Here is an 18326-nt window from a genome sequence, read left to right on the forward strand (position 1 = left end):
GGCCCCGGCGGGCCCCTGCCGGTCTCCAACATGGTGGTGACCGATCCGCTGTCGAAAGCCTTCATGGACGCCGCGGTCGAGACCGGTCTGCCCTATAATCCCGACTTCAACGGCGCCACGCAGGAAGGCGTCGGCCTGTTCCAGACCACGACGCGCAACGGCCGCCGCGCCTCGACCGCGGTGGCCTATCTTGGGCCCGCGAAGACGCGCGGCAATCTCCAGATCGAGACCGAGGCGCTCGGCCAGCGGGTGCTGTTCGAGGGCCGCCGCGCCGTCGGCGTCGAGTATCGCCAAGGCGCGACTGTGCGCCGCGCGCGGGCGCGCAAGGAGGTCGTGCTGTCGAGCGGCGCCTACAACTCGCCGCAGCTGCTTCAGCTCTCCGGCGTCGGCCCCGGCGATCTCCTGCGCAAGCATGGCATCGATGTGGTGCTCGATGCGCAGGGCGTCGGCCACGATCTCCAGGATCACATGCAGGTCCGCATCGTGATGCGTTGCTCGCAGAAGATCACGCTCAACGACACCGTCAACAATCCGCTCCGCCGCACGCTCGCCGGCGCGCGCTACGCGCTGTTCCGCAAGGGCTGGCTGACCATCGCGGCCGGTACGGCCGGCGCGTTCTTCAAGACCAATCCGCGGCTTGCCTCGCCCGACATCCAGGTCCACTTCCTGCCGTTCTCGACCGACAAGATGGGCGAGAGGCTGCATGATTTTTCCGGTTTCACCGCATCGGTCTGCCAGCTCCGGCCCGAAAGCCGCGGCTCCCTGCGCATCAAAAGCGCGGACCCGACGGTGCCGCCGGAAATCCGCATCAACTACATGTCCACCGAGACCGACCGCACCACCAACGTCGAAGCCATCAAGATCCTGCGCAGGATCTTGAACGCGCCGGCGATGAAGCCGTTCGTGGTCAGCGAGTACGATCCCGGGGCGAAGGTATCCACGGATGCCGAAATTCTGGATTATTGCCGCGAGCGTGGCAGCACCATCTACCATCCAACCTCGACCTGTCGTATGGGCAATGACGCGCTCGCGGTGGTCGACCAGCGGCTGAAGGTGAGGGGGCTCGAGGGCCTTCGAATCGTCGACGGCTCGATCATGCCGGACCTCGTGTCGGGGAACACCAATGCGCCGATCATCATGATCGCCGAAAAGGCCTCCGACATGATATTGGAGGATGCGCGGTAAATTCGCGCGAGAAGGAGCAGACGGTTTGGCTACGCGACTCAAGATCGGCACCCGCAAGAGCGCGATGGCGCTGGCCCAGACGGAAGAGATCGCGCGCCGCCTGACCGCTGCCATGCCGGATCTCGACGTCGAGATCGTCAAGTTCGACACCACGGGCGATCTCGACCAGACCAGCAAGCTGCTGCCCCATGGCGGCAAGGGCGGCGCCTTCGTCGCGCAGATCCGCGCCGCCGTGCTCTCGGGCGAGCTCCAGGCGGCGATGCATTCGCTGAAGGACATGCCTGGCAACGAGGACACGCCCGGCCTCGTCATCGGCGCCACGCTGTCGCGCGATCCGCCGAACGATGCACTGGTGCTGCGCGAGGGCGTCACGCTGGCGGCGCTGCGCCAGTCGCGCGGCAAGGGTTTCAAGATTGGCACCAACGCCGTGCGCCGCGCCGCCTATGCGCGGCGGTTGTTTCCGGATGTGGACGTTATCCACTTCCGCGGCGCGGCCGACACGCGTGTGCGAAAACTCGACGGTGGCGAGATGCAGCGCCTGCCGGATGGCGGCGCCGTCGGTCCCGCGGATGCGCTGATCATGGCGCGCTCCGGCCTCGACCGCGTCGGCCTGTCCAGCCGCATCGCCTATGAGTTCACCGCGACGGAAATGCTGCCCGCCGCAGGGCAGGGCATCGTCGCCGTCGAATGCGCGGCGCAGGACTGGCAGACGCGGAAAATTCTCTCGGCGATCGACGATCCCACAGCCCACGCCTGCGCTGATGCCGAGCGCGAGGTGCTATGGGTTCTCAACGGTCATTGCAATTCGCCGATCGCGGGCTTCTCGACCATCACGGGCGATCAGATGTCGCTCACCGCGTCCGTGCTTGACCTCTCCGGCAACACGATCATCCAAGCCTCGCGCGCGGGTCCCGCCAATCGCCCGCGTGAGCTCGGTCGTAGCGTCGGACTGGATCTGCTGGACAAGGGCGCCGCCGAGATCATCGAGCGCAGTCGGCCGCGCTGAGGCGCGACCTCCGCGGCACGGATGATCGCGCCGCCTCCCGGATCGACTTGCCTTCAGGCAGGTTTCCGGAGCGCTGCCAGGAGTTCTTTCGCCATCGGTCCTGCGGAGGCCGGATTCTGGCCCGTCATCAGTCGGCCATCGACAACCACCTTTGCTTGCCAGTTTTCCGTCGACGCATAGTCCGCGCCTTCGGCCCGCAGGGCATCCTCAAGCTCAAATGGGACATCTTCGCGGGCGTAGTCGTATTCTTCCTTCTTGGAGAAGCCGGTGAGTTTCTTGCCGCGCACGAAGGGAACGCCGTCGCCAAGGTCCACTCCGAGCAGCGAGCATGGGCCATGACAGACGGCAGTCACGAATTTCCCCGTCGTCCAGGCGCGCGCGACGGCTCGTTGGACCTCGGCATTCCGCGCGATATCGACCATCGGTCCGAGGCCGCCGGGAATCAGGATGGCGTCATAGTCCGCGGTGTCGACCTCCGACAACTTACGGCTCCGATTGAGACGACGGAAAGCCTTGCTTTCGAAAAAGGTCTTCTGGGCCTCATCCTTTTGGTCGTAAGCATCGTAGGGTGTCCATCCGCCCGCAACGGATGCGAATTCCACCGCGATCCCCGCGCCGTCAAGCACCTCAAAAGGGTGAGCGACTTCAGCAAAGAAGAAACCGGTCTTGCGATTGTGCGGCCCGATGATGGCTGCATTGGTGACGATGAACAGAACATGCTGGGTCACGGTACGGCCCCTCTATCGATTTCAAGATACCATGGCTTGGTCAGTCCATTGTGACAGACACCATCGGACCGATATTTCAAAAAAGAACGGCAAACGCTGCCTTGCACTTGACCAGATGTCTCTGACCGCCGCCGAGATCATCGAGCGCGGCCGGCGGCGCCGAGCGCGTTAATTCCGGCCTAACTCGATGCAATTTTAAGCTAACTTGCCGTTATCTGGTCAAGAACTGTCCTGATCGTTTTCGCTTTCCCTTCCGCCGCGGCCGGCGCATAGCAGCCGCGGTTTTGAGCGAGAAGGGTTGCGACGATGACCGCGAACGAGATCTTCATCCTCGAAGATGATCTGACAATGCGAGCAATGTTGAGAGTGGTTCTCGAAGGAGCCGGGTATCGACCGGTCTTCTTCGCGGACGGCGATGCGCTTATCGCCAAGTCCCGCGACAGGTGTCCAGCGTGCATTCTCTTGGATCTGTGCCTGCCGGGAAAGTCGGGCCTGGACGTTCTCGGACAGCTGACCGATCAGACTTATCCGGCGCCGATCCTCATGGTGTCGGGTCAGGGCGATATCCCGACCGCCGTGCGCGCGCTTCGGATCGGCGCGGTTGATTTCGTCGAGAAGCCGTTCCGCCCGGCTGACCTGATTGCGCGGATCGTGTCGGCCGGCGCGGGGCTGGGAGCCCGCTCGGCGGGTGCCGTCGAACATCTCAAACGGTCGCGGGGACTCACCAGGCGCGAATGCGAAGTCCTGGATCATCTGCTCGCGGGATCGTCGAACAAGGTGATTGCGCGCCGGTTTGGCCTCAGTCCGCGAACGATCGAGGACCACCGCGCCAGCATCATGCGGAAGGTGGGTGTCAGAACCATCGCGCAGCTATCAATCTTGGCCTTCGAGGCCCCGGGGGATCAGCCTGCCGCCGCCGAGCGCGCCACCGTTCACTGACAGACCAAGGGGCCGTGGCGACAATCGCGCTTTGCCGCGCAGGTCGCTGCCATCATACCATCGTGCGCCTGTTTTGCCCGACGGGTCAAGAAAAATTTCGGATTATAAGAATATGTCAGAAGATCCAACGACTTCCCTACTGTGCATGGGGTTGTTTTCGCTGTTTTGGTGGAGCTGACTGCAAGAGGTCGCTCGTCGTTCACCCCCGCACGCGCTTGATCATCTGCTCGACATGGGCGATCGGCGTCTCCGGCTGGATGCCGTGGCCGAGATTGAAGATGAACCGCCCCTGCGCAAAATTCGCCAGCACGTCGTCCACCGCGCGGTCGAGCGCGGCGCCGCCCGTGATCAGCACCAGCGGATCGAGATTGCCCTGCACTGCGACACGCGATTGCACGCGCTCGCGGATGAAGGCCGGCTCGGCGGTCCAGTCGATGCTGACGCCGTTGACGCCGGTCGCCTCGACATAGCCCGGCAATTGCGCGCCGGCCCCGCGCGGAAAGCCGATGATCTTCGCGTCAGGCACTTGCGCACGTACGCCCTCGACGATGCGCCGGGTCGGCTCGACCGACCAGCGCGCGAACTCCGCGGGCGGCAGCACGCCGGCCCAGGTGTCGAAGATCTGCAGGGCATTGGCGCCGGCCGCGAGCTGCGCCAGCAGATACTCGATCGAGGCCTCGACCAGCACGTCGATGATTTTGGCGAACGCCTCCGGATGCCGGTAGGCCATCATCCGGGCCGGCGCCTGATCCGGCGTGCCGTGGCCGGCAACCATGTAGGTCGCCACCGTCCACGGCGCGCCGCAGAAGCCGATCAGCGCGGTCTTGGCATCGAGCGCGCCGCGCACGATGCGCAGCGCCTCGAACACTGGCGCGAGCTTGCTGAAGTCGGCCTGCGCGGCGAGCGTTGCGACCTTGGCGGGATCATCCAGCGGCTCGAGCCGTGGCCCTTCGCCGACCTCGAAGCGCACCGCGCGGCCGAGCGCGTAGGGGATCACCAGGATGTCCGAGAAGATGATCGCCGCATCGAAGCCGAACCTTCGGATCGGTTGCAGCGTCACCTCGGCGGCCAGCTCCGGATTGAAGCAGAGATCGAGGAAGCCGCCGGCCTTGGCCCGCACCTCGCGATATTCGGGGAGGTAGCGGCCGGCCTGCCGCATCATCCACATCGGCGGGACGGTTTGCCGCTGGCCGGAGAGCACGTCGATGAAGGGCTTTGTCGCAGACTGGGGCACGAACGATCCTGATGCAGGTTGGCGTTCCTGATACACCGCCCGCGGCCCGAGCGGAACAGGGGAACAAGCGCAAATGCGCCGCGTTGACCTACCATTGGAGGAGGCATTCATGGCTGAGACGTTCAATCCCGCCCCGCACGACAAGCACGCCGATGATCTGCATGAGGCGCTGGCCGCCGATCGTCATGCCAAGCTCGATACCGCGCTGGAAGACAGCTTCCCGGCGTCCGATCCGGTGAGCGCTGCGCAGCCGACGCCTTCGAAGGTCGATGCGGAGGCCGACAGTCCCTCGCTGTGGGACAAGGTTAAGGCGATCTTCAGCTAACGCCGGGGCCGCCGGATTCCGATAGGTTCGCTAATGCCTTGTTAGCGATGCGCCGACTCCGCCGTCCGTAGGACTACGGGAAACCGGGGATATCGCGGCGTATTTCGGCAGTCATTTCAGAGTTCAATAACAGAAGCGGCAGAGGTTCCGGCTATCGGAGACATTCTGCTGCATGAACGCTGCTACCCACAGAGCCGGATGGAGTCGCCTGCCGCTGCGGGCGGCGGCATTCGTTTTGCTGACCTGCGCGACCATCCTCGGCGTCAGCGCCTGGCGAGAATGGGCCGCACGCGACGCGGTGCTCAAGGGCGCCGAGACCGAGATGGCGAATGTCGCCCGCTCGCTGACGCAGCATGCCGAGGACAGTCTCGACCTGCTCGATTCCGGCGTCGTCGGCGTCGTCAGCCGGCTCGAGATGGACGGCACCGAGCCCGCCACGATCGCCAAGCTGCGCACCCTGCTGGAGGCGCGCAAGAAGGCGATGGAGCGCGTCCACAGCCTCGCCGTCATCGACGACCAGGGTAACTGGCTGACCTCGCCGGGTACGATCGGCTCGACGCTCAGCGACGACGCGTTCTTCCGTCATCACCAGCTCTCCCCGAAACGGGAGGCCCATGTCGGCCGTCCCGTGAAGAGCCTGCTCGACGGCGAATGGGTCGTCACCCTGTCGCGCCGCTTCAACAAGCCGGACGGCAGCTTTGGCGGCGTGGTCCTTGCGACCATCAGCTCGAAATATCTTTCGCATTTCTTCGAGCAGTTCGAGATCGGCCGTAACAGCTCCGTGGCGCTGATGCATGGCGACGGCATGATCGTCGCGCGCACTCCCAGCAACGACAAATTCGTCGGCCGCAGCGTCGCCGACACGCCGTTGTTCCGCGACGCCGGCCTGCAACGGCCGGCCGGCGCCTATCATTTCAAGTCGCCGCTGGACGGCGCCGAGCGCGTCAGCTTCTTCAAGCGCTCTGGCCGCTATCCGCTGGTCCTGCTCGCCACCGTCGACAAGAGCGAGCTGCTCGCGCCCTGGCGCACGGCGGCGATCTCCCGCATGCTCTACGTTGTCGCGCTGGTGATGCTGATCGCAGGGATCGGTGCGGTGCTGGTGCGGCAGTTGCAGCGCGGCCAGCGCATGGCCGCCGCCCTGGTCGAGAAGGAAGCGCATTTCCGCCTGCTCGCCGAAGGCTCCAGCGACATGGTCACCCGCATCGGGCTCGATGAGCGGCTGCGTTACGTCTCGCCGTCTTCGAACCGCGTCGTCGGCTGGCGCGCCAATCAGCTGATCGGAACGGACGCGCTCGCCGGGATCCATCCGGAGGATCGGCCTCAGGTCCAGGCCATCGTCGACGCCATGAAGCGCGGCGAGAAGGACGAAGCGCGCGTCACCTATCGCAACGCGCACCGGACAAGCACCGAGGTCTGGCTCGAATCGACCATGCGCGTCACGCGCAAGGACAACGGCAATGTCGACGGCGTGGTCGCGATATCGCGCGACATCACCGAGCAGAAGAAGCTGGAGACCAAGCTCGAGACGCTTGCGATCGAGGACGGTCTCACCGGGCTTGCCAACCGCCGCCGTTTCGACGAGCGCCTGGACGAGGAATGGGCCCGCGCCTATCGCGACCGCTCGAGCCTCGGCCTGCTGATGATCGACGTCGATCACTTCAAGGCCTACAACGACGAATACGGCCATCCCGCGGGCGACGCCTGCTTGCGGGTGGTGGCGCAGATCATCGCCGCCGAGATGAAGCGCCCCGGCGATCTCGCCGCGCGCTATGGCGGCGAGGAATTCGCCATGCTGCTGCCGAACACCGATGCCGCCGGTTGCGCCCGCATCGGCGAGCGGGTTCGCAGGGCCATCCGTGAGGCGGGCCTCGTGCATGCCGCCAATGGCGCATCGGGTTGCGTCACCGTTTCGCTGGGCGGTGCGACCTGCCGGCCGGCGCTGGAGCGCACCGCAGGCGTCGGCACGCTCATCGAGGCTGCCGATCAGGCGCTCTACGCGGCCAAGGAAGCCGGCCGCGACGGGCTGATGATGTCGGTCGAAATGGCGCTCCTGCCCAAGGCGGTCGGCCAGTAATCGCGCTCAATAATGCGGCGGGCGCTCGCTGACCGCTCCCGGCGCACTCGCTTCGGCTTCCTGAAGCCGGTCGCCGAGCTCCGTGATTTTTCGCGTCAGCGCGTCGATCTGCTTCCATTGCGCGGTGATGGTCTGGTTCAGCGTCTCGATCGTGTCGTCCTGATAGGCGATGCGCATCTCCAGCGCGTCGATGCGCTCACCCAGACTCTTGATCTCATTCGTCACGGCCTTGCCCCTTCTCCCGTTCGCGCAAACCGTGGCCGAGCGCGACGCGCTCGTCGAACACGAAACATTCGCCGCGCCAGCGGCTCTGCGCCTCCGGCACCTCTTCCAGATATTTCAAGATGCCGCCCTTGAGGTGATAGACCTCGGCAAAGCCGCGGGCGAGCAGATGCGCGCTCGCCTTCTCGCAGCGGATACCGCCGGTGCAGAACATCGCGATCCTGCGGTGCTTGGCCGGATCGAGCTTTTGCGCGGCAAAATCCTTGAACTGGCCGAAGCTCCTGATCTCAGGATCGACCGCGCCCTCGAACGTCCCCATCGCCACCTCGAAGGCATTGCGGGTGTCCAGCACCAGCGTGTCGGGCGCCGAGATCAGCGCGTTCCAGTCGGCCGCATCCACATAGGTCCCGACCCGGCGGGTCGGATCGGCGGCCTCGTCCCCGAGCGTGACGATCTCCTTCTTCAGCCGCACCTTGAGCCGGCCGAACGGCATGGCTTCCGCGGTCGAGAATTTCAGTTCGAGATTGTTCAGCCGGCCGCCGAACAGGCTGCCGTGCGCGAGCTCATGGGTGAACGCGTCGATTGCCTCGGGGCCGCCCGCGATCGTGCCGTTGATGCCCTCGCCAGCCAGCAGCACGCTGCCCTTCAGCGAAAGGCCAGCGCAAAACGCCCGCAGCGGCTCGCGCAGCTCGCGGTAATCGGGCAGGGCGGCGAATTGATAGAAGGCGGCGACCTTGAAGATCATGTTCTCTGGAATCCTGGCGGCTCGTTTAGCAGGCGGCCGCCGCCCAGAAAACCCGCATCGCCCCGGGACGCGAAAGGCCCATACGCCCAGCGGATGGCAGCCATTTCCCTGGTATGCCAGCATTGCCCGGATGGGCCGGAATGTGTCATGTAGGCCCGGTTTTTCCGAGACGGCGCGCCGTCCGCGCCCACGGCCCAGAGAGCTTCAAGAGAGCAAGAATTCGATGAGAAACTTCCACTTCCCCGGCAGGTCCACGGTCCACGCCACCAACGCGATGGTCGCGACCTCGCATCCGCAGGCCTCGCTGGCCGCGATCGAGGTGCTGCGCGAGGGCGGCACGGCGGTGGACGCGGCCGTGGCCGGCTCGGCCGTGCTCGGCGTGATCGAGCCGCAATCGACCGGCATCGGCGGCGACTGCTTTGCGCTGATCCAGCCGCGCGGCGAGGGCAAGATCATCGCCTATAACGGCTCCGGCCGGGCGCCGAAGGCGGCGAACGCCGACTGGTATCTCGAGCGCAAAATCAACTCCGTGCCGCTGACCTCGGCGCATGCGGTCTCGATCCCCGGCGTGATCGACGCGTTTGCGACCGTGCTGCGCGACCACGGCAAGTTCGGCTTCGACCGCCTGCTCCAGCCCGCGATCAGGGCGGCCGAGGAGGGCTATGTCGTTGCCCCCCGCATCGCCTTCGACTGGAAGAACCAGTTCGAGAAGCTGAAGAATGGCACCAACACCGCGCGTTACCTGTTGCCGGGCGGCAAGCCGCCGGTTGCCGGCGACGTCATCCGCCAGGCCGAGCTCGGCAAGACGCTGCGCGCCATCGCCAAGGACGGCCGCGACGCCTTCTACAAGGGCCCGATCGCGGAGGACATGGTCGAGACCCTGCGCGGAATCGGCGGCCTGCACACGCTCGACGATTTCGCCGCGCACACCACGGAAACGACGACGCCGATCGGCACCATGTACAAGGGCTACGACGTCTGGCAGTGCCCGCCGAACGGCCCCGGCGTCACCGCGCTGTTGATGCTGAACATTCTCTCGCGCTTCGACCTGACCAAGTATGCGCCCGTCAGCGTCGAGCGCTTCCATCTCGAGGCGGAAGCCGCGCGCATCGCCTACATGAACCGCGAGATGCATGTCGCCTCTCCCGAGCATATGAAGATCAACGTCGCCGAGATGCTCGAAAAGGGCTTTGCCGACGAGTACATCAGCAAGATCCGCATGGACGGCATGCTCGATTTGCCTGATGTCGCGCCGCCGATGAATCCCTCGACCATCTACATCACGGTGGTGGACAAGGACCGCAACGTCTGCTCGTTCATCAATTCGGTCGCGCATTCCTTCGGCTCGGCGATCGTCTCGGACAAGACCGGCGTGCTGCTCCAGAACCGCGCCGGCGGCTTCCGCATCCAGCCGGGCCATCCGAACTGCATCGAGGGCGGCAAGCGCCCTCTGCACACGATCATGCCGGGCCTGCTCACCAAGGGCGGCCGTTCCACGATGTCGTTCGCGGTGATGGGCGGCCAGTACCAGCCGACCGGCCAGACCCATCTGCTGACCAACGTCCTCGACTATGGCTGCGACGTGCAGGAGGCGATCGACATGCCGCGCGGCCTGCACTACGAGGGTCAGTACCAGCTCGAGGACAGCGTGCCCGCCGACATCGTCGAGGGCCTGAGGAAGCTCGGCCACAAGACCACCAGCGTGGTCGGCCCGCTCGGCGGCGCCCAGGCGATCTGGATCGACTGGGACAAGGGCACGCTGACCGGTGGTTCCGATCCCCGCAAGGACGGCTGCGCACTCGGCTATTGAGCGAGGCCAAGGGCTGGAAACGACACCTGCATTGCGCTAGACACCTCCCGCCTCGAACGGAAGGTATCTTATGCAGCGTTTCCAGCGCGCACTGCTCGCCATCATGTCGGCACTCGCGATCACCGTGATCGCCGGCGTGTCCGGCTTCGTTTCCACCACGGCCTCGGCCCAGACCGCAGGAAAGACCATGACCACAGCTTCAGGTTTGCAGACCATCGACAGCGTCGTCGGCACCGGCGCTTCGCCGAAGCCCGGCCAGATCTGCGTGATGCACTACACCGGCTGGCTCTATGAGAACGGCCAGAAGGGCAAGAAATTCGACTCCTCGGTCGATCGCAACGAGCCGTTCGAGTTTCCGATCGGCAAGGGCCGCGTCATCGCCGGCTGGGACGAGGGCGTTGCCACGATGAAGGTCGGCGGCAAGCGCACGCTGATCATCCCGCCGCAGCTTGGCTACGGCGCCCGCGGCGCCGGCGGCGTGATCCCGCCGAACGCGACGCTGATGTTCGACGTCGAATTGCTCGCGGTGAAATAAACGCACAAAAAGACCGGCCTCGCGGCCGGTCTTTTCGCATTCAGCTTTGTACGCGTTACTCCGCCGCGCGACGTGCGGCGGCTGCGGCGCGATCGATCGCGTCCTTTGCGGCGTCCTTGGCATCGCCCATGGCCTGCTGGCCCTTGCCCTTGACTTCCTGGACCACGCCTTCGCCCTTCAGGCGATCGGAACCGGTGGCTTCGCCGATGCCCTGCTTGGCCTTGCCGATGGCCTCGTTGGCGGTGCCTTTGATCTTGTCGCTGGTGCTACCCATGAAACTCTCCTTCCAGTTTGCTCGCGGTGACAACGCCCGGCGGCTATGAGAGTTCCGAATTTGGTATGGCTTGATGTCGCGGCTTTGGTTAGTTTCGCGCGCACGGAACCAACAGAAAGCAAGACCCATGACCGGCCATGACCACAGCCATTCCCACCATGACCACGATCATCACGACGATCGCTGGAAACATGACGGCGTGCGCGTCATTCCCGGCAATCAGCTCGACACCAACGTGCCGTCGACGGCCGGCATGGACCGCGCGGCCGCGATCAATTTCGCCCGCGTCGGCGCGCAGAAATTGTGGGCGGGCACGGTCAGCATCAAGCCCGATGCCAAGACCGGCGCGCATCACCACGGCCATCTCGAAAGCGTGATCTATGTCGTGAAGGGCAAGGCGCGGATGCGCTGGGGCGAGAGCCTGCAATTCACGGCCGAGGCAGGCCCCGGCGATTTCATTTTCGTCCCGCCCTACGTGCCGCACCAGGAAATCAACGCCAGCCCCGACGAGGTGCTCGAATGCGTGCTGGTGCGCAGCGACGGCGAGGCGGTCGCCATCAACCTCGACATCGAACCGGTCGAGAAGCCCGAGACTGTGCTGTGGGTCGATCCCATTCACCGAGACCCCAGCGAGAAAAAGTAAGGCCGAAGACTGCGCGGGGTGCGGTGCGGCAGACCCCCGCAGATCAGGTCCCAAAAATATCCGGAAGCGATGTCGGATGGCCGTCGGGCCATCCGTCCTTGGGGAAGAACACCCCAAGGAGCTCCCGATGCCCAGGATGATTTTTCTCAATCTGCCGGTGACCGATCTCAAGCGCGCCACCGCCTTTTATCAGGCGATCGGCGCGGCCAAAAACCCGCAATTCAGCGACGACACGGCGAGCTGCATGGTCTTTTCCGAGGCCATCTACGTCATGCTGACGACGCACGACAAGTTCCGTCATTTCACCCCCAAGCCGATCTCTGATGCGAAGACCTCGAACCAGGCGCTGTTCTGTCTGTCTGCCGACAGCCGGAGCGAAGTCGATGATATCGTTCGCAAGGCCGCGGCCGCGGGCGGGGCAGCCGACCCCAGCCCGATCGACGAATACGACTTCATGTACGGCCGCAGCTTCGAGGACCCGGATGGTCATATGTGGGGCGTGAACTGGCTCGACATGGCAGCCGTCCCCGCCAAGCCCGGCATGGCCACGGCCTGATCGAAAGCTGAAGAGGAGCATTCACGATGTCCAAGCTCGTGCCCTGCATGTGGTTCAACGGCGATGCCGCGGACGCGGCGAAGTTCTACACCTCGCTGGTGCCGAATTCGGAGATTACACACGTTCAGCAAAACGTTTCGGACGGCCCGTCCGGCAAGACGGGCTCCGTGCTCGTCGTCGAGTTCACGGTGGCCGGCCAGCCGCTGGTCGCGCTCAACGGCGGCATGAAGATGGAGTACACGCACGCGCTCTCGCTGATGATCCATTGCGACGACCAGGCCCAGGTCGACAGCGTCTGGAACGCATTCCTCGCCCATGGCGGCAAGGAGCAGCAGTGCGGCTGGATCAGCGATCGCTGGGGCGTGTCCTGGCAGGTGGTGCCGAAGGTGATGTTCGAATTCCTGTCGAGCCCCGACAAGGCCGCGGCCGCGCGGGCGATGCAGGCCATGATGAAGATGGTGAAGCTGGACGTGGAAGTGCTGCGCCGCGCGTTCGAGGGCAAGTCGGCGGCGTGACCCGCGCCACGTACCCGGTGCCGTAGGGTGGGCAAGCGAAGCGTGCCCACGTCCTTTCGCAAATAGAGACAGATGGTGGGCACGGCGCGTTGCGCCTTTGCCCACCCCACGAGACTAGGAGACCATCCGGTCTCAGTAATTGATCCTCAGCCCCACGCCGCCGTGGATGGTGTTGCCCACCGGCTGCGGGCCCAGCGTGCCGTTCGTGAACAGATCCACGATCCAGCCCTTCTGCACGCGGAAGCCGAGGCGGCCGCCATATTCGAACCAGCCCTGGTTGCCCATGGTCGGCACCACCGTGCCGTCACCGGTCACGGTGGCGACGATGCCGCTATGGCTGGCGAAGGACTGCACCCAGCCGCCGTTGATGTTGGTCTCGATGTTGCTGCCGAACAGATGCGTCCACTGGCCGCCGATCTTGACCAGGCTGGTGCGGTCGGTGCCGGTCGCAATGGTGGCGTCGAACGGATTGAACACGACCGCGCTATCCGAATAGCTCGAGACACGCTGCCAGAGCTGCCAGACCTCGATCGAGGCGGCGACCTCGTCGCGCGGTGAGACGCGGCTCATCCAGCCGGCGCGGCCGTAGACGGCGTAGTTCGACGCGTTGGTCGAGCCCGAGACGGTCACCGGGCCGAGGCTGGTGTCGTAGCTTCGCGTGTAGCGCGCCTTCTCCCACGGCGTCAGGATGGTGCCGATGTCGAAGAACGGGCGCGATGAGCCCCAGTCGGTGAAGTCGTAGCGCAGCGCGAAGGCGCCGATCGGCGCGCTGGTGATGTGGTAGCCGCCTTCGTTGTATTGCGTGTAGGCGATGCCGGCGAGCAGCGACAGATTGTTGGTGAGCTCCTTGCGGCCGTGGATGCCGGCCGAGAACGAGCCGGCCGAGCCGAACGCGCTGATGCAGTCGCTGCAATTGACCTGCTCGTTGACGCCGAGCAGCACCGTGCCGAGCACACGGTTGGTGATCATCTGGTTGAAGCGCTGGCCCGCGAGGCCGCCGATCGAATTGCCGCTGGAGTCCGCTCCCGTCGGGCCCGTCGGTGGATAGGGGCTGGGCGACGATGACGGATAGGGGCTCGGCGATGGGGAGGGCGTCGGCGTCGGCGTGTATGTCGGCGTCGGGGACGGCGAATAAGTCGGTGCCGGGGTAGGCGTCGGGCTGCCGCATCCGATCTCGCAAGCCGCCTGCGCTGCTGCCGGGTGGGCATCGAGCGTGACAAGCGCAAGCACAGCCGCAGCGGTCAGCGCGCCGGCGAGGATGAAACGCCTGACGTCGAATATTGCCATCGTCACCGCCCGCACAGCATGCCGTCGTCATGGACGGCGGGCGTGATGGTCGGCGAGGCGTCGGCGTATTGGTTGACCGCGCACAGCCCGGCGCTTGCGGCGCAGTTGGCGGCGAAGGTCCAGGGCGGCGTGTTGGTCTTGGTGATGGAGACCTTGCCGCCGGTCGAGGTGATCACCGCGGTGTCGCCGGGCTGGGTCAGCTGCACGCATTGGAAGCTCGTCGTGCAGACGCTGGCGGCGCCGTCCTGAAGCACGACGACGGAGCGCCCGCGCTGGGAGAGGATGTCGAGCGTGGTGCCGCGCACGCCGATGGTCGCGAGCGGCGTCGTGATCTTGTAGGCGGCCTTTTCCGAATGTCCGGTGACGAAGCGGAATGCGCCTGTCGTCATGCGGATCGCGACGTCGCGGTAGCTGTGCTCGTCGTTGAAGACGGTGCGGTCGAGCTTCAGCGTCGCGCTCGGGCCCAGCGAGAGGTTGGTGCTGTCGGCCATGACGAAGCGCGCCGCGCTGTCGGCGCCGGTGCGCACGGTCTCGTCGCGCAGCATGCTGTCGCCGACACTGATCGGCGTCGTGCTGGCGGCCACGCGCACCACTTCGTTCTGGATCACGACGGCTTCGCCGACGCGCGTCTGTGCCTGCGCACATGGCGCGGCGCAGACGAGTGCCGACAACAGAGTTGGGAAAAGCCAGAAACGCAAAATCATTTCGCAACCGATCGATGTGTCCCTGATCGTACCGGATCGCGCGCGCTTCTGATGTGGCGAAATTATCACAAGCGGCGCGGTCGTGCGTTATGCTTAGTGACAGTTGCGGCAGAATGCGTTCAATGAAAAGTGCCGTCCTTGTTTTTCTCCGCGGTGAAGCCAATTTGCCACGCAAAATAGCCCCACAAACGTCGATCGAATTGCCTGATGTTCCGAAGATGTCGCGGAGCGCAGTGATTGCTGTCGCTATTTACCTGATCGCGCATTTGGCGCTGTTGATCGGTCTGACGACGCCGCAGAAGTTCGTTTTCGACGAGGTGCACTACGTTCCGGCCGCACGACAAATGCTGGCGCCGGTGATGTCGCAGCCGATGCTCAATCCGATGCATCCGCCGCTGGCGAAGGAATTGATGGCGGCGTCGATCGCGACGTTCGGCGACAATGCGTTTGGCTGGCGTTACCCGGCGACCTTGTTCGGCGCGCTCGCCATCGTCGCGATCTATCTGTGCGGCCTTGCCCTGTTCGCCGCGGAGGGGCCCGCGATTGCGGCGGCGCTGATCGCCGGCTTCAACCAGATGGTCTACGTGCAGGCGCGCATCGCGATGCTCGACGTCTTCGCGCTGGGCCTCGGTCTGCTTGCGATTGCCGCCTTCATGCATGGCTTTCGCAGAGAACGGCCGCATGCTCTGTTTGCGCTCGCGGGCTGCCTGTTCGGTTGTGCTGCGGCCTGCAAATGGAGCGGCCTGTTTCCGCTCGGGATCTGCATTGCCGTCGTCGCGTTGATCCGGCTGATGCAGGGCTGGCGCACGCTGTTCGCCGACGCGAAGCCGGACGATTGGTATCGGCCGGACCTCTGGCCCGACTTTCGGGTGCAGCATGTCGCGCTCTGCTTCGCCGTGCTGCCGGCGATGACGTATCTTGCCGCTTTCGTTCCGCTCTACGGATTGTCGTTGCCCGATCTGATCGAGGCGCAGCGCCGGATCTTTGCCGACAACACCACCACTGCGATCGCCGGCCACACTTACATGAGTTCATGGCCGTCCTGGCCGCTGCTTGCCCGTCCGGTCTGGTTCCTGTTCGACAAGACCGCGGAGGACAACGTCGCCGCGATCGTCTTCCTCGGCAATCCGCTTGTGCTTTGGCCTGCGCTGCTCGCGCTCGCAATCGTGCTGCGCGATGTCATCGTCGCGCGCCGCTGGGACGCGTTCCTGATCGCGGCGTTCTATTTCGGCTGCTGGCTGGCTTGGGCTTTGCTGCCGCGCACGCTCGGCTTCATCTACTATTATCTGCCGGCGGCGACCCTTGCGTCGCTTGCGCTGGTCTATGTCCTGCGTCGGGGCGGTCTGCCGCGCTGGCTGCTGTGGGCTTATGTCGGCATCACCGCGATCGGCTTTGCCGTCATGCTGCCGATCTCGGCGGCCTTCGTCGGTACGTCGATGCAAGGCTTCAACCGGCTGATGCTGTTCCAGAGCTGGATCTAGTGCCCGCTTGCGTGCATAGGCCCGGTAGAATTGTCTTGCCTGAATCAATCAGCGCGTGTGGACTGGCTACGTCTTCGGAATCGAAGAGACGGCAGATGGGAACGGAGGATCACATCGCCAGACCGGACCATTCCAACGCCGACTGGCTGCGCGCCGTCGTCGACACCGCGGTTGACGGCGTGATCCTGATCGATGCCCGCGGCTGCATCCTGATGTTCAATCCGGCCTGCGAGGGATTGTTCGGCTATCCCGCGGACGAGGTCATCGGCCGGAACGTCAAGGCCCTGATGCCGTCATCCTACCGCGATGCCCATGACGGATACCTGCACAATTATCACACCACCGGAGACCGCAAGATCATCGGCATCGGCCGCGAGGTGGTGGGGCAGCGCAAGGACGGCTCGACCTTCCTGATGCACCTGTCGGTCGGCGAGACCAAGCGGGCGGGGGAGGAGTCGATCTTCGTCGGCATCATCCACGATCTCACCGAGCGCGAGCGGGTCGAGCGCGAGCTGCGCGAGAGCGCGGCACGGCTGCGGGCGGTCGTGGACACCGCCGTTGACGGCGTCATCCTGATCGATTCCGACGGCATCATCCTGAAGTTCAATCCGGCCTGCGAGAGGCTTTTCAAATATCGCGACGAAGAAGTTCTCGGGCAGAACGTCCGGATGCTGATGCCGGAGCCCTACCGCTCCGAGCACGACGGGTACATCCGCAATTTCATCACCACCGGCGACAAGAAAATCATCGGCATCGGACGCGAGGTGACGGGGCGGCGCAAGGACGGCTCGACCTTCCCGATGGACCTGTCGGTCGGCGAGGCCAAGCAGGAGGGCTCCTCCATCTTCGTGGGCATGATCCACGACCTGACCGATCGCAAGCGCACCGAGGCGCAACTGATGCAGGCGCAGAAGATGGAGGCGGTCGGGCAGCTCTCCGGCGGCATCGCCCACGACTTCAACAATCTCCTCACCGTGATTGTCGGCAACGCCGAACATCTGGCCGAGCAACTGGTGTCGCGAGGGGATCTGAAGCGGCTCGCCGACGACATCTGCAGCGCCGGCGAACGCGGAGCGGAGCTGACGCAGCGGCTGCTCGCCTTCAGCCGCAAGCAGTTGCTGCGGCCGGTGGAGACCGAGTGCAACAAGCTCGTCGAATCCATGCACAAGCTGCTGCGGCGGACCCTTCGCGAGGATATCGAACTGTCGACCCATTCCGATCCCGCGTTGCGGCACGCCTTCGCCGACCCGGTTCAGCTCGAATCCGCGATCCTCAACCTCGCGCTCAACGCGCAGGATGCGATGGCGTCCGGCGGCCGTCTGACCATCTCGACGGCGAATGCGTCGCTCGATGCCGGCGATCACAACGCGCATCCCGATGTCGGACCCGGCGAGTACGTGGTGGTCGCCGTGACCGACAACGGTTGCGGCATGCCGAGGCGGGTGCTGGAACGGGCGTTCGAGCCCTTCTTCACCACCAAGGAGGTCGGCAAGGGCAGTGGGCTGGGGCTCAGCATGGTCTACGGCTTCGCCAAGCAATCCAACGGCCATGTCACGATCTACAGCGAACCGGGCCTCGGGACGACGGTGCGGATCTATCTTCCCGCGGCGCTCGAGAGGACGCAGGGCGTGCCGCTGGCGGTCGAGAAGGAAGTGGTGCAGAGCGGCTCCGAAACCGTGCTGGTGGTCGAGGACGATCCGTTCGTCCGCTCCTATGCGGTGATGAGCCTGGAGAGCCTGGGCTACAAGGTGGTCTCCGCGGTCGATGGCAAGGAGGCCCTGCAGACGCTCGGCGCGGCGCCGCATGTCGACCTGCTGTTCACCGACGTGGTGATGCCCGGGGGCGTGAACGGCTGGGAGCTCGCGGGGCTCGCGCGCAAGGCAAGGCCCGAGCTGCGCGTGCTGTTGACGTCCGGCTACGCCCTCGAAACGCTGGCGGCGAACGGCCACCTTCGGCAGGGCGCGCTGATCCTTGAAAAACCCTACCGCAAGGCGGAGCTGGCGCGGCTGGTGCGCGAGGCACTCGCCGCGCCCGTGGCGGTGTGAGCCGCCCGCCGCATGCGG

General features: G+C 65.1%; 19 protein-coding genes. 12 read left to right on the plus strand and 7 right to left on the minus strand.

Features of this window, described 5'->3' with window-relative positions; genetic code table 11:
- Both PMI42_RS10120 and hemC read left to right on the plus strand, forming a co-directional pair.
- Nucleotides 1–1185, plus strand: a 1185-nt coding sequence (locus tag PMI42_RS10120; RefSeq protein ID WP_008133271.1) for a GMC family oxidoreductase, incomplete at its 5' end; no start/stop codon positions are given.
- Nucleotides 1186–1210: 25 nt separating this feature from the next.
- Entirely contained in the window at nucleotides 1211–2191 is a 981-nt protein-coding gene (gene hemC / locus PMI42_RS10125; protein WP_008133272.1) for a hydroxymethylbilane synthase, read from the plus strand.
- Between the two features lie 53 nt (nucleotides 2192–2244).
- On the opposite strand, the gene PMI42_RS10130 is transcribed toward hemC, so the two are convergent.
- Complete coding sequence (locus PMI42_RS10130) at nucleotides 2245–2919, minus strand: type 1 glutamine amidotransferase domain-containing protein (RefSeq protein WP_008133273.1); 675 nt, start codon at nucleotides 2917–2919, stop codon at nucleotides 2245–2247.
- 306 nt (nucleotides 2920–3225) lie between these two features.
- Here PMI42_RS10130 and PMI42_RS10135 point away from each other — a divergent pair, with 306 nt between their 5' ends.
- The gene (locus tag PMI42_RS10135; protein WP_008133274.1) at nucleotides 3226–3858 is read left to right on the plus strand and encodes a response regulator transcription factor; all 633 of its coding nucleotides are present in this window, start codon (nucleotides 3226–3228) and stop codon (nucleotides 3856–3858) included.
- A 199-nt stretch (nucleotides 3859–4057) separates the two neighbouring features.
- On the opposite strand, the gene hemE is transcribed toward PMI42_RS10135, so the two are convergent.
- Nucleotides 4058–5092 (minus strand): uroporphyrinogen decarboxylase, encoded by a 1035-nt coding sequence (gene hemE, locus PMI42_RS10140; RefSeq protein WP_008133275.1) that lies wholly within the window; start codon nucleotides 5090–5092, stop codon nucleotides 4058–4060.
- Between the two features lie 109 nt (nucleotides 5093–5201).
- Here hemE and PMI42_RS10145 point away from each other — a divergent pair, with 109 nt between their 5' ends.
- The gene (locus PMI42_RS10145) at nucleotides 5202–5417 is read left to right on the plus strand and encodes a hypothetical protein (RefSeq protein WP_008133276.1); all 216 of its coding nucleotides are present in this window, start codon (nucleotides 5202–5204) and stop codon (nucleotides 5415–5417) included.
- A gap of 172 nt (nucleotides 5418–5589) precedes the next feature.
- Nucleotides 5590–7491, plus strand: coding sequence for a diguanylate cyclase domain-containing protein (locus PMI42_RS10150; RefSeq protein WP_008133277.1), 1902 nt, complete (start codon nucleotides 5590–5592; stop codon nucleotides 7489–7491).
- Nucleotides 7492–7497: 6 nt separating this feature from the next.
- Here the strand turns inward: PMI42_RS10150 and PMI42_RS10155 are convergent, their stop codons facing one another.
- Both PMI42_RS10155 and trhO read right to left on the minus strand, forming a co-directional pair.
- Complete coding sequence (locus PMI42_RS10155) at nucleotides 7498–7716, minus strand: SlyX family protein (RefSeq protein ID WP_008133278.1); 219 nt, start codon at nucleotides 7714–7716, stop codon at nucleotides 7498–7500.
- Nucleotides 7706–8458, minus strand: a complete 753-nt coding sequence (gene trhO / locus PMI42_RS10160) for an oxygen-dependent tRNA uridine(34) hydroxylase TrhO (protein ID WP_008133279.1) — start codon at nucleotides 8456–8458, stop codon at nucleotides 7706–7708. Before trhO ends, PMI42_RS10155 begins: the two co-directional genes overlap by 11 nt.
- 223 nt (nucleotides 8459–8681) lie before the next feature.
- Here trhO and ggt point away from each other — a divergent pair, with 223 nt between their 5' ends.
- Entirely contained in the window at nucleotides 8682–10268 is a 1587-nt protein-coding gene (ggt, locus tag PMI42_RS10165; protein ID WP_008133280.1) for a gamma-glutamyltransferase, read from the plus strand.
- Nucleotides 10269–10338: 70 nt separating this feature from the next.
- Nucleotides 10339–10803: an FKBP-type peptidyl-prolyl cis-trans isomerase gene (locus PMI42_RS10170; protein WP_008133281.1), complete on the plus strand. Its 465-nt coding sequence runs from the start codon at nucleotides 10339–10341 to the stop codon at nucleotides 10801–10803.
- A 55-nt stretch (nucleotides 10804–10858) separates the two neighbouring features.
- Here PMI42_RS10170 and PMI42_RS10175 read toward each other — a convergent pair whose 3' ends face one another.
- Nucleotides 10859–11077, minus strand: coding sequence for a CsbD family protein (locus PMI42_RS10175; protein WP_008133282.1), 219 nt, complete (start codon nucleotides 11075–11077; stop codon nucleotides 10859–10861).
- A 127-nt stretch (nucleotides 11078–11204) separates the two neighbouring features.
- On the opposite strand from PMI42_RS10175, the gene PMI42_RS10180 reads away from it, so the two are divergent.
- From PMI42_RS10180 to PMI42_RS10190, 3 genes are all read left to right on the plus strand, one after another.
- Nucleotides 11205–11720, plus strand: coding sequence for a cupin domain-containing protein (locus tag PMI42_RS10180; protein WP_008133283.1), 516 nt, complete (start codon nucleotides 11205–11207; stop codon nucleotides 11718–11720).
- A 127-nt stretch (nucleotides 11721–11847) separates the two neighbouring features.
- Complete coding sequence (locus PMI42_RS10185) at nucleotides 11848–12276, plus strand: VOC family protein (protein WP_008133284.1); 429 nt, start codon at nucleotides 11848–11850, stop codon at nucleotides 12274–12276.
- Nucleotides 12277–12302: 26 nt separating this feature from the next.
- The gene (locus PMI42_RS10190; protein ID WP_008133285.1) at nucleotides 12303–12791 is read left to right on the plus strand and encodes a VOC family protein; all 489 of its coding nucleotides are present in this window, start codon (nucleotides 12303–12305) and stop codon (nucleotides 12789–12791) included.
- Between the two features lie 132 nt (nucleotides 12792–12923).
- On the opposite strand, the gene PMI42_RS10195 is transcribed toward PMI42_RS10190, so the two are convergent.
- Both PMI42_RS10195 and PMI42_RS10200 read right to left on the minus strand, forming a co-directional pair.
- A complete protein-coding gene (locus PMI42_RS10195; RefSeq protein ID WP_008133286.1) occupies nucleotides 12924–14078 on the minus strand; it encodes a hypothetical protein in 1155 nt (384 codons plus the stop codon).
- A 2-nt stretch (nucleotides 14079–14080) separates the two neighbouring features.
- Nucleotides 14081–14782 carry a FecR family protein gene (locus PMI42_RS10200; protein ID WP_008133287.1) on the minus strand — a complete coding sequence of 234 codons (702 nt, stop codon included), beginning with the start codon at nucleotides 14780–14782 and terminating at the stop codon, nucleotides 14081–14083.
- 218 nt (nucleotides 14783–15000) lie between these two features.
- Here PMI42_RS10200 and PMI42_RS10205 point away from each other — a divergent pair, with 218 nt between their 5' ends.
- Nucleotides 15001–16263 carry a phospholipid carrier-dependent glycosyltransferase gene (locus tag PMI42_RS10205; RefSeq protein WP_008133288.1) on the plus strand — a complete coding sequence of 421 codons (1263 nt, stop codon included), beginning with the start codon at nucleotides 15001–15003 and terminating at the stop codon, nucleotides 16261–16263.
- 95 nt (nucleotides 16264–16358) lie between these two features.
- Entirely contained in the window at nucleotides 16359–18308 is a 1950-nt protein-coding gene (locus PMI42_RS10210) for a hybrid sensor histidine kinase/response regulator (RefSeq protein WP_008133289.1), read from the plus strand.
- The last annotated feature ends 18 nt before the right edge of the window (nucleotides 18309–18326 follow it).

Source organism: Bradyrhizobium sp. YR681, assembly GCF_000282615.1.
Classification (GTDB): domain Bacteria; phylum Pseudomonadota; class Alphaproteobacteria; order Rhizobiales; family Xanthobacteraceae; genus Bradyrhizobium.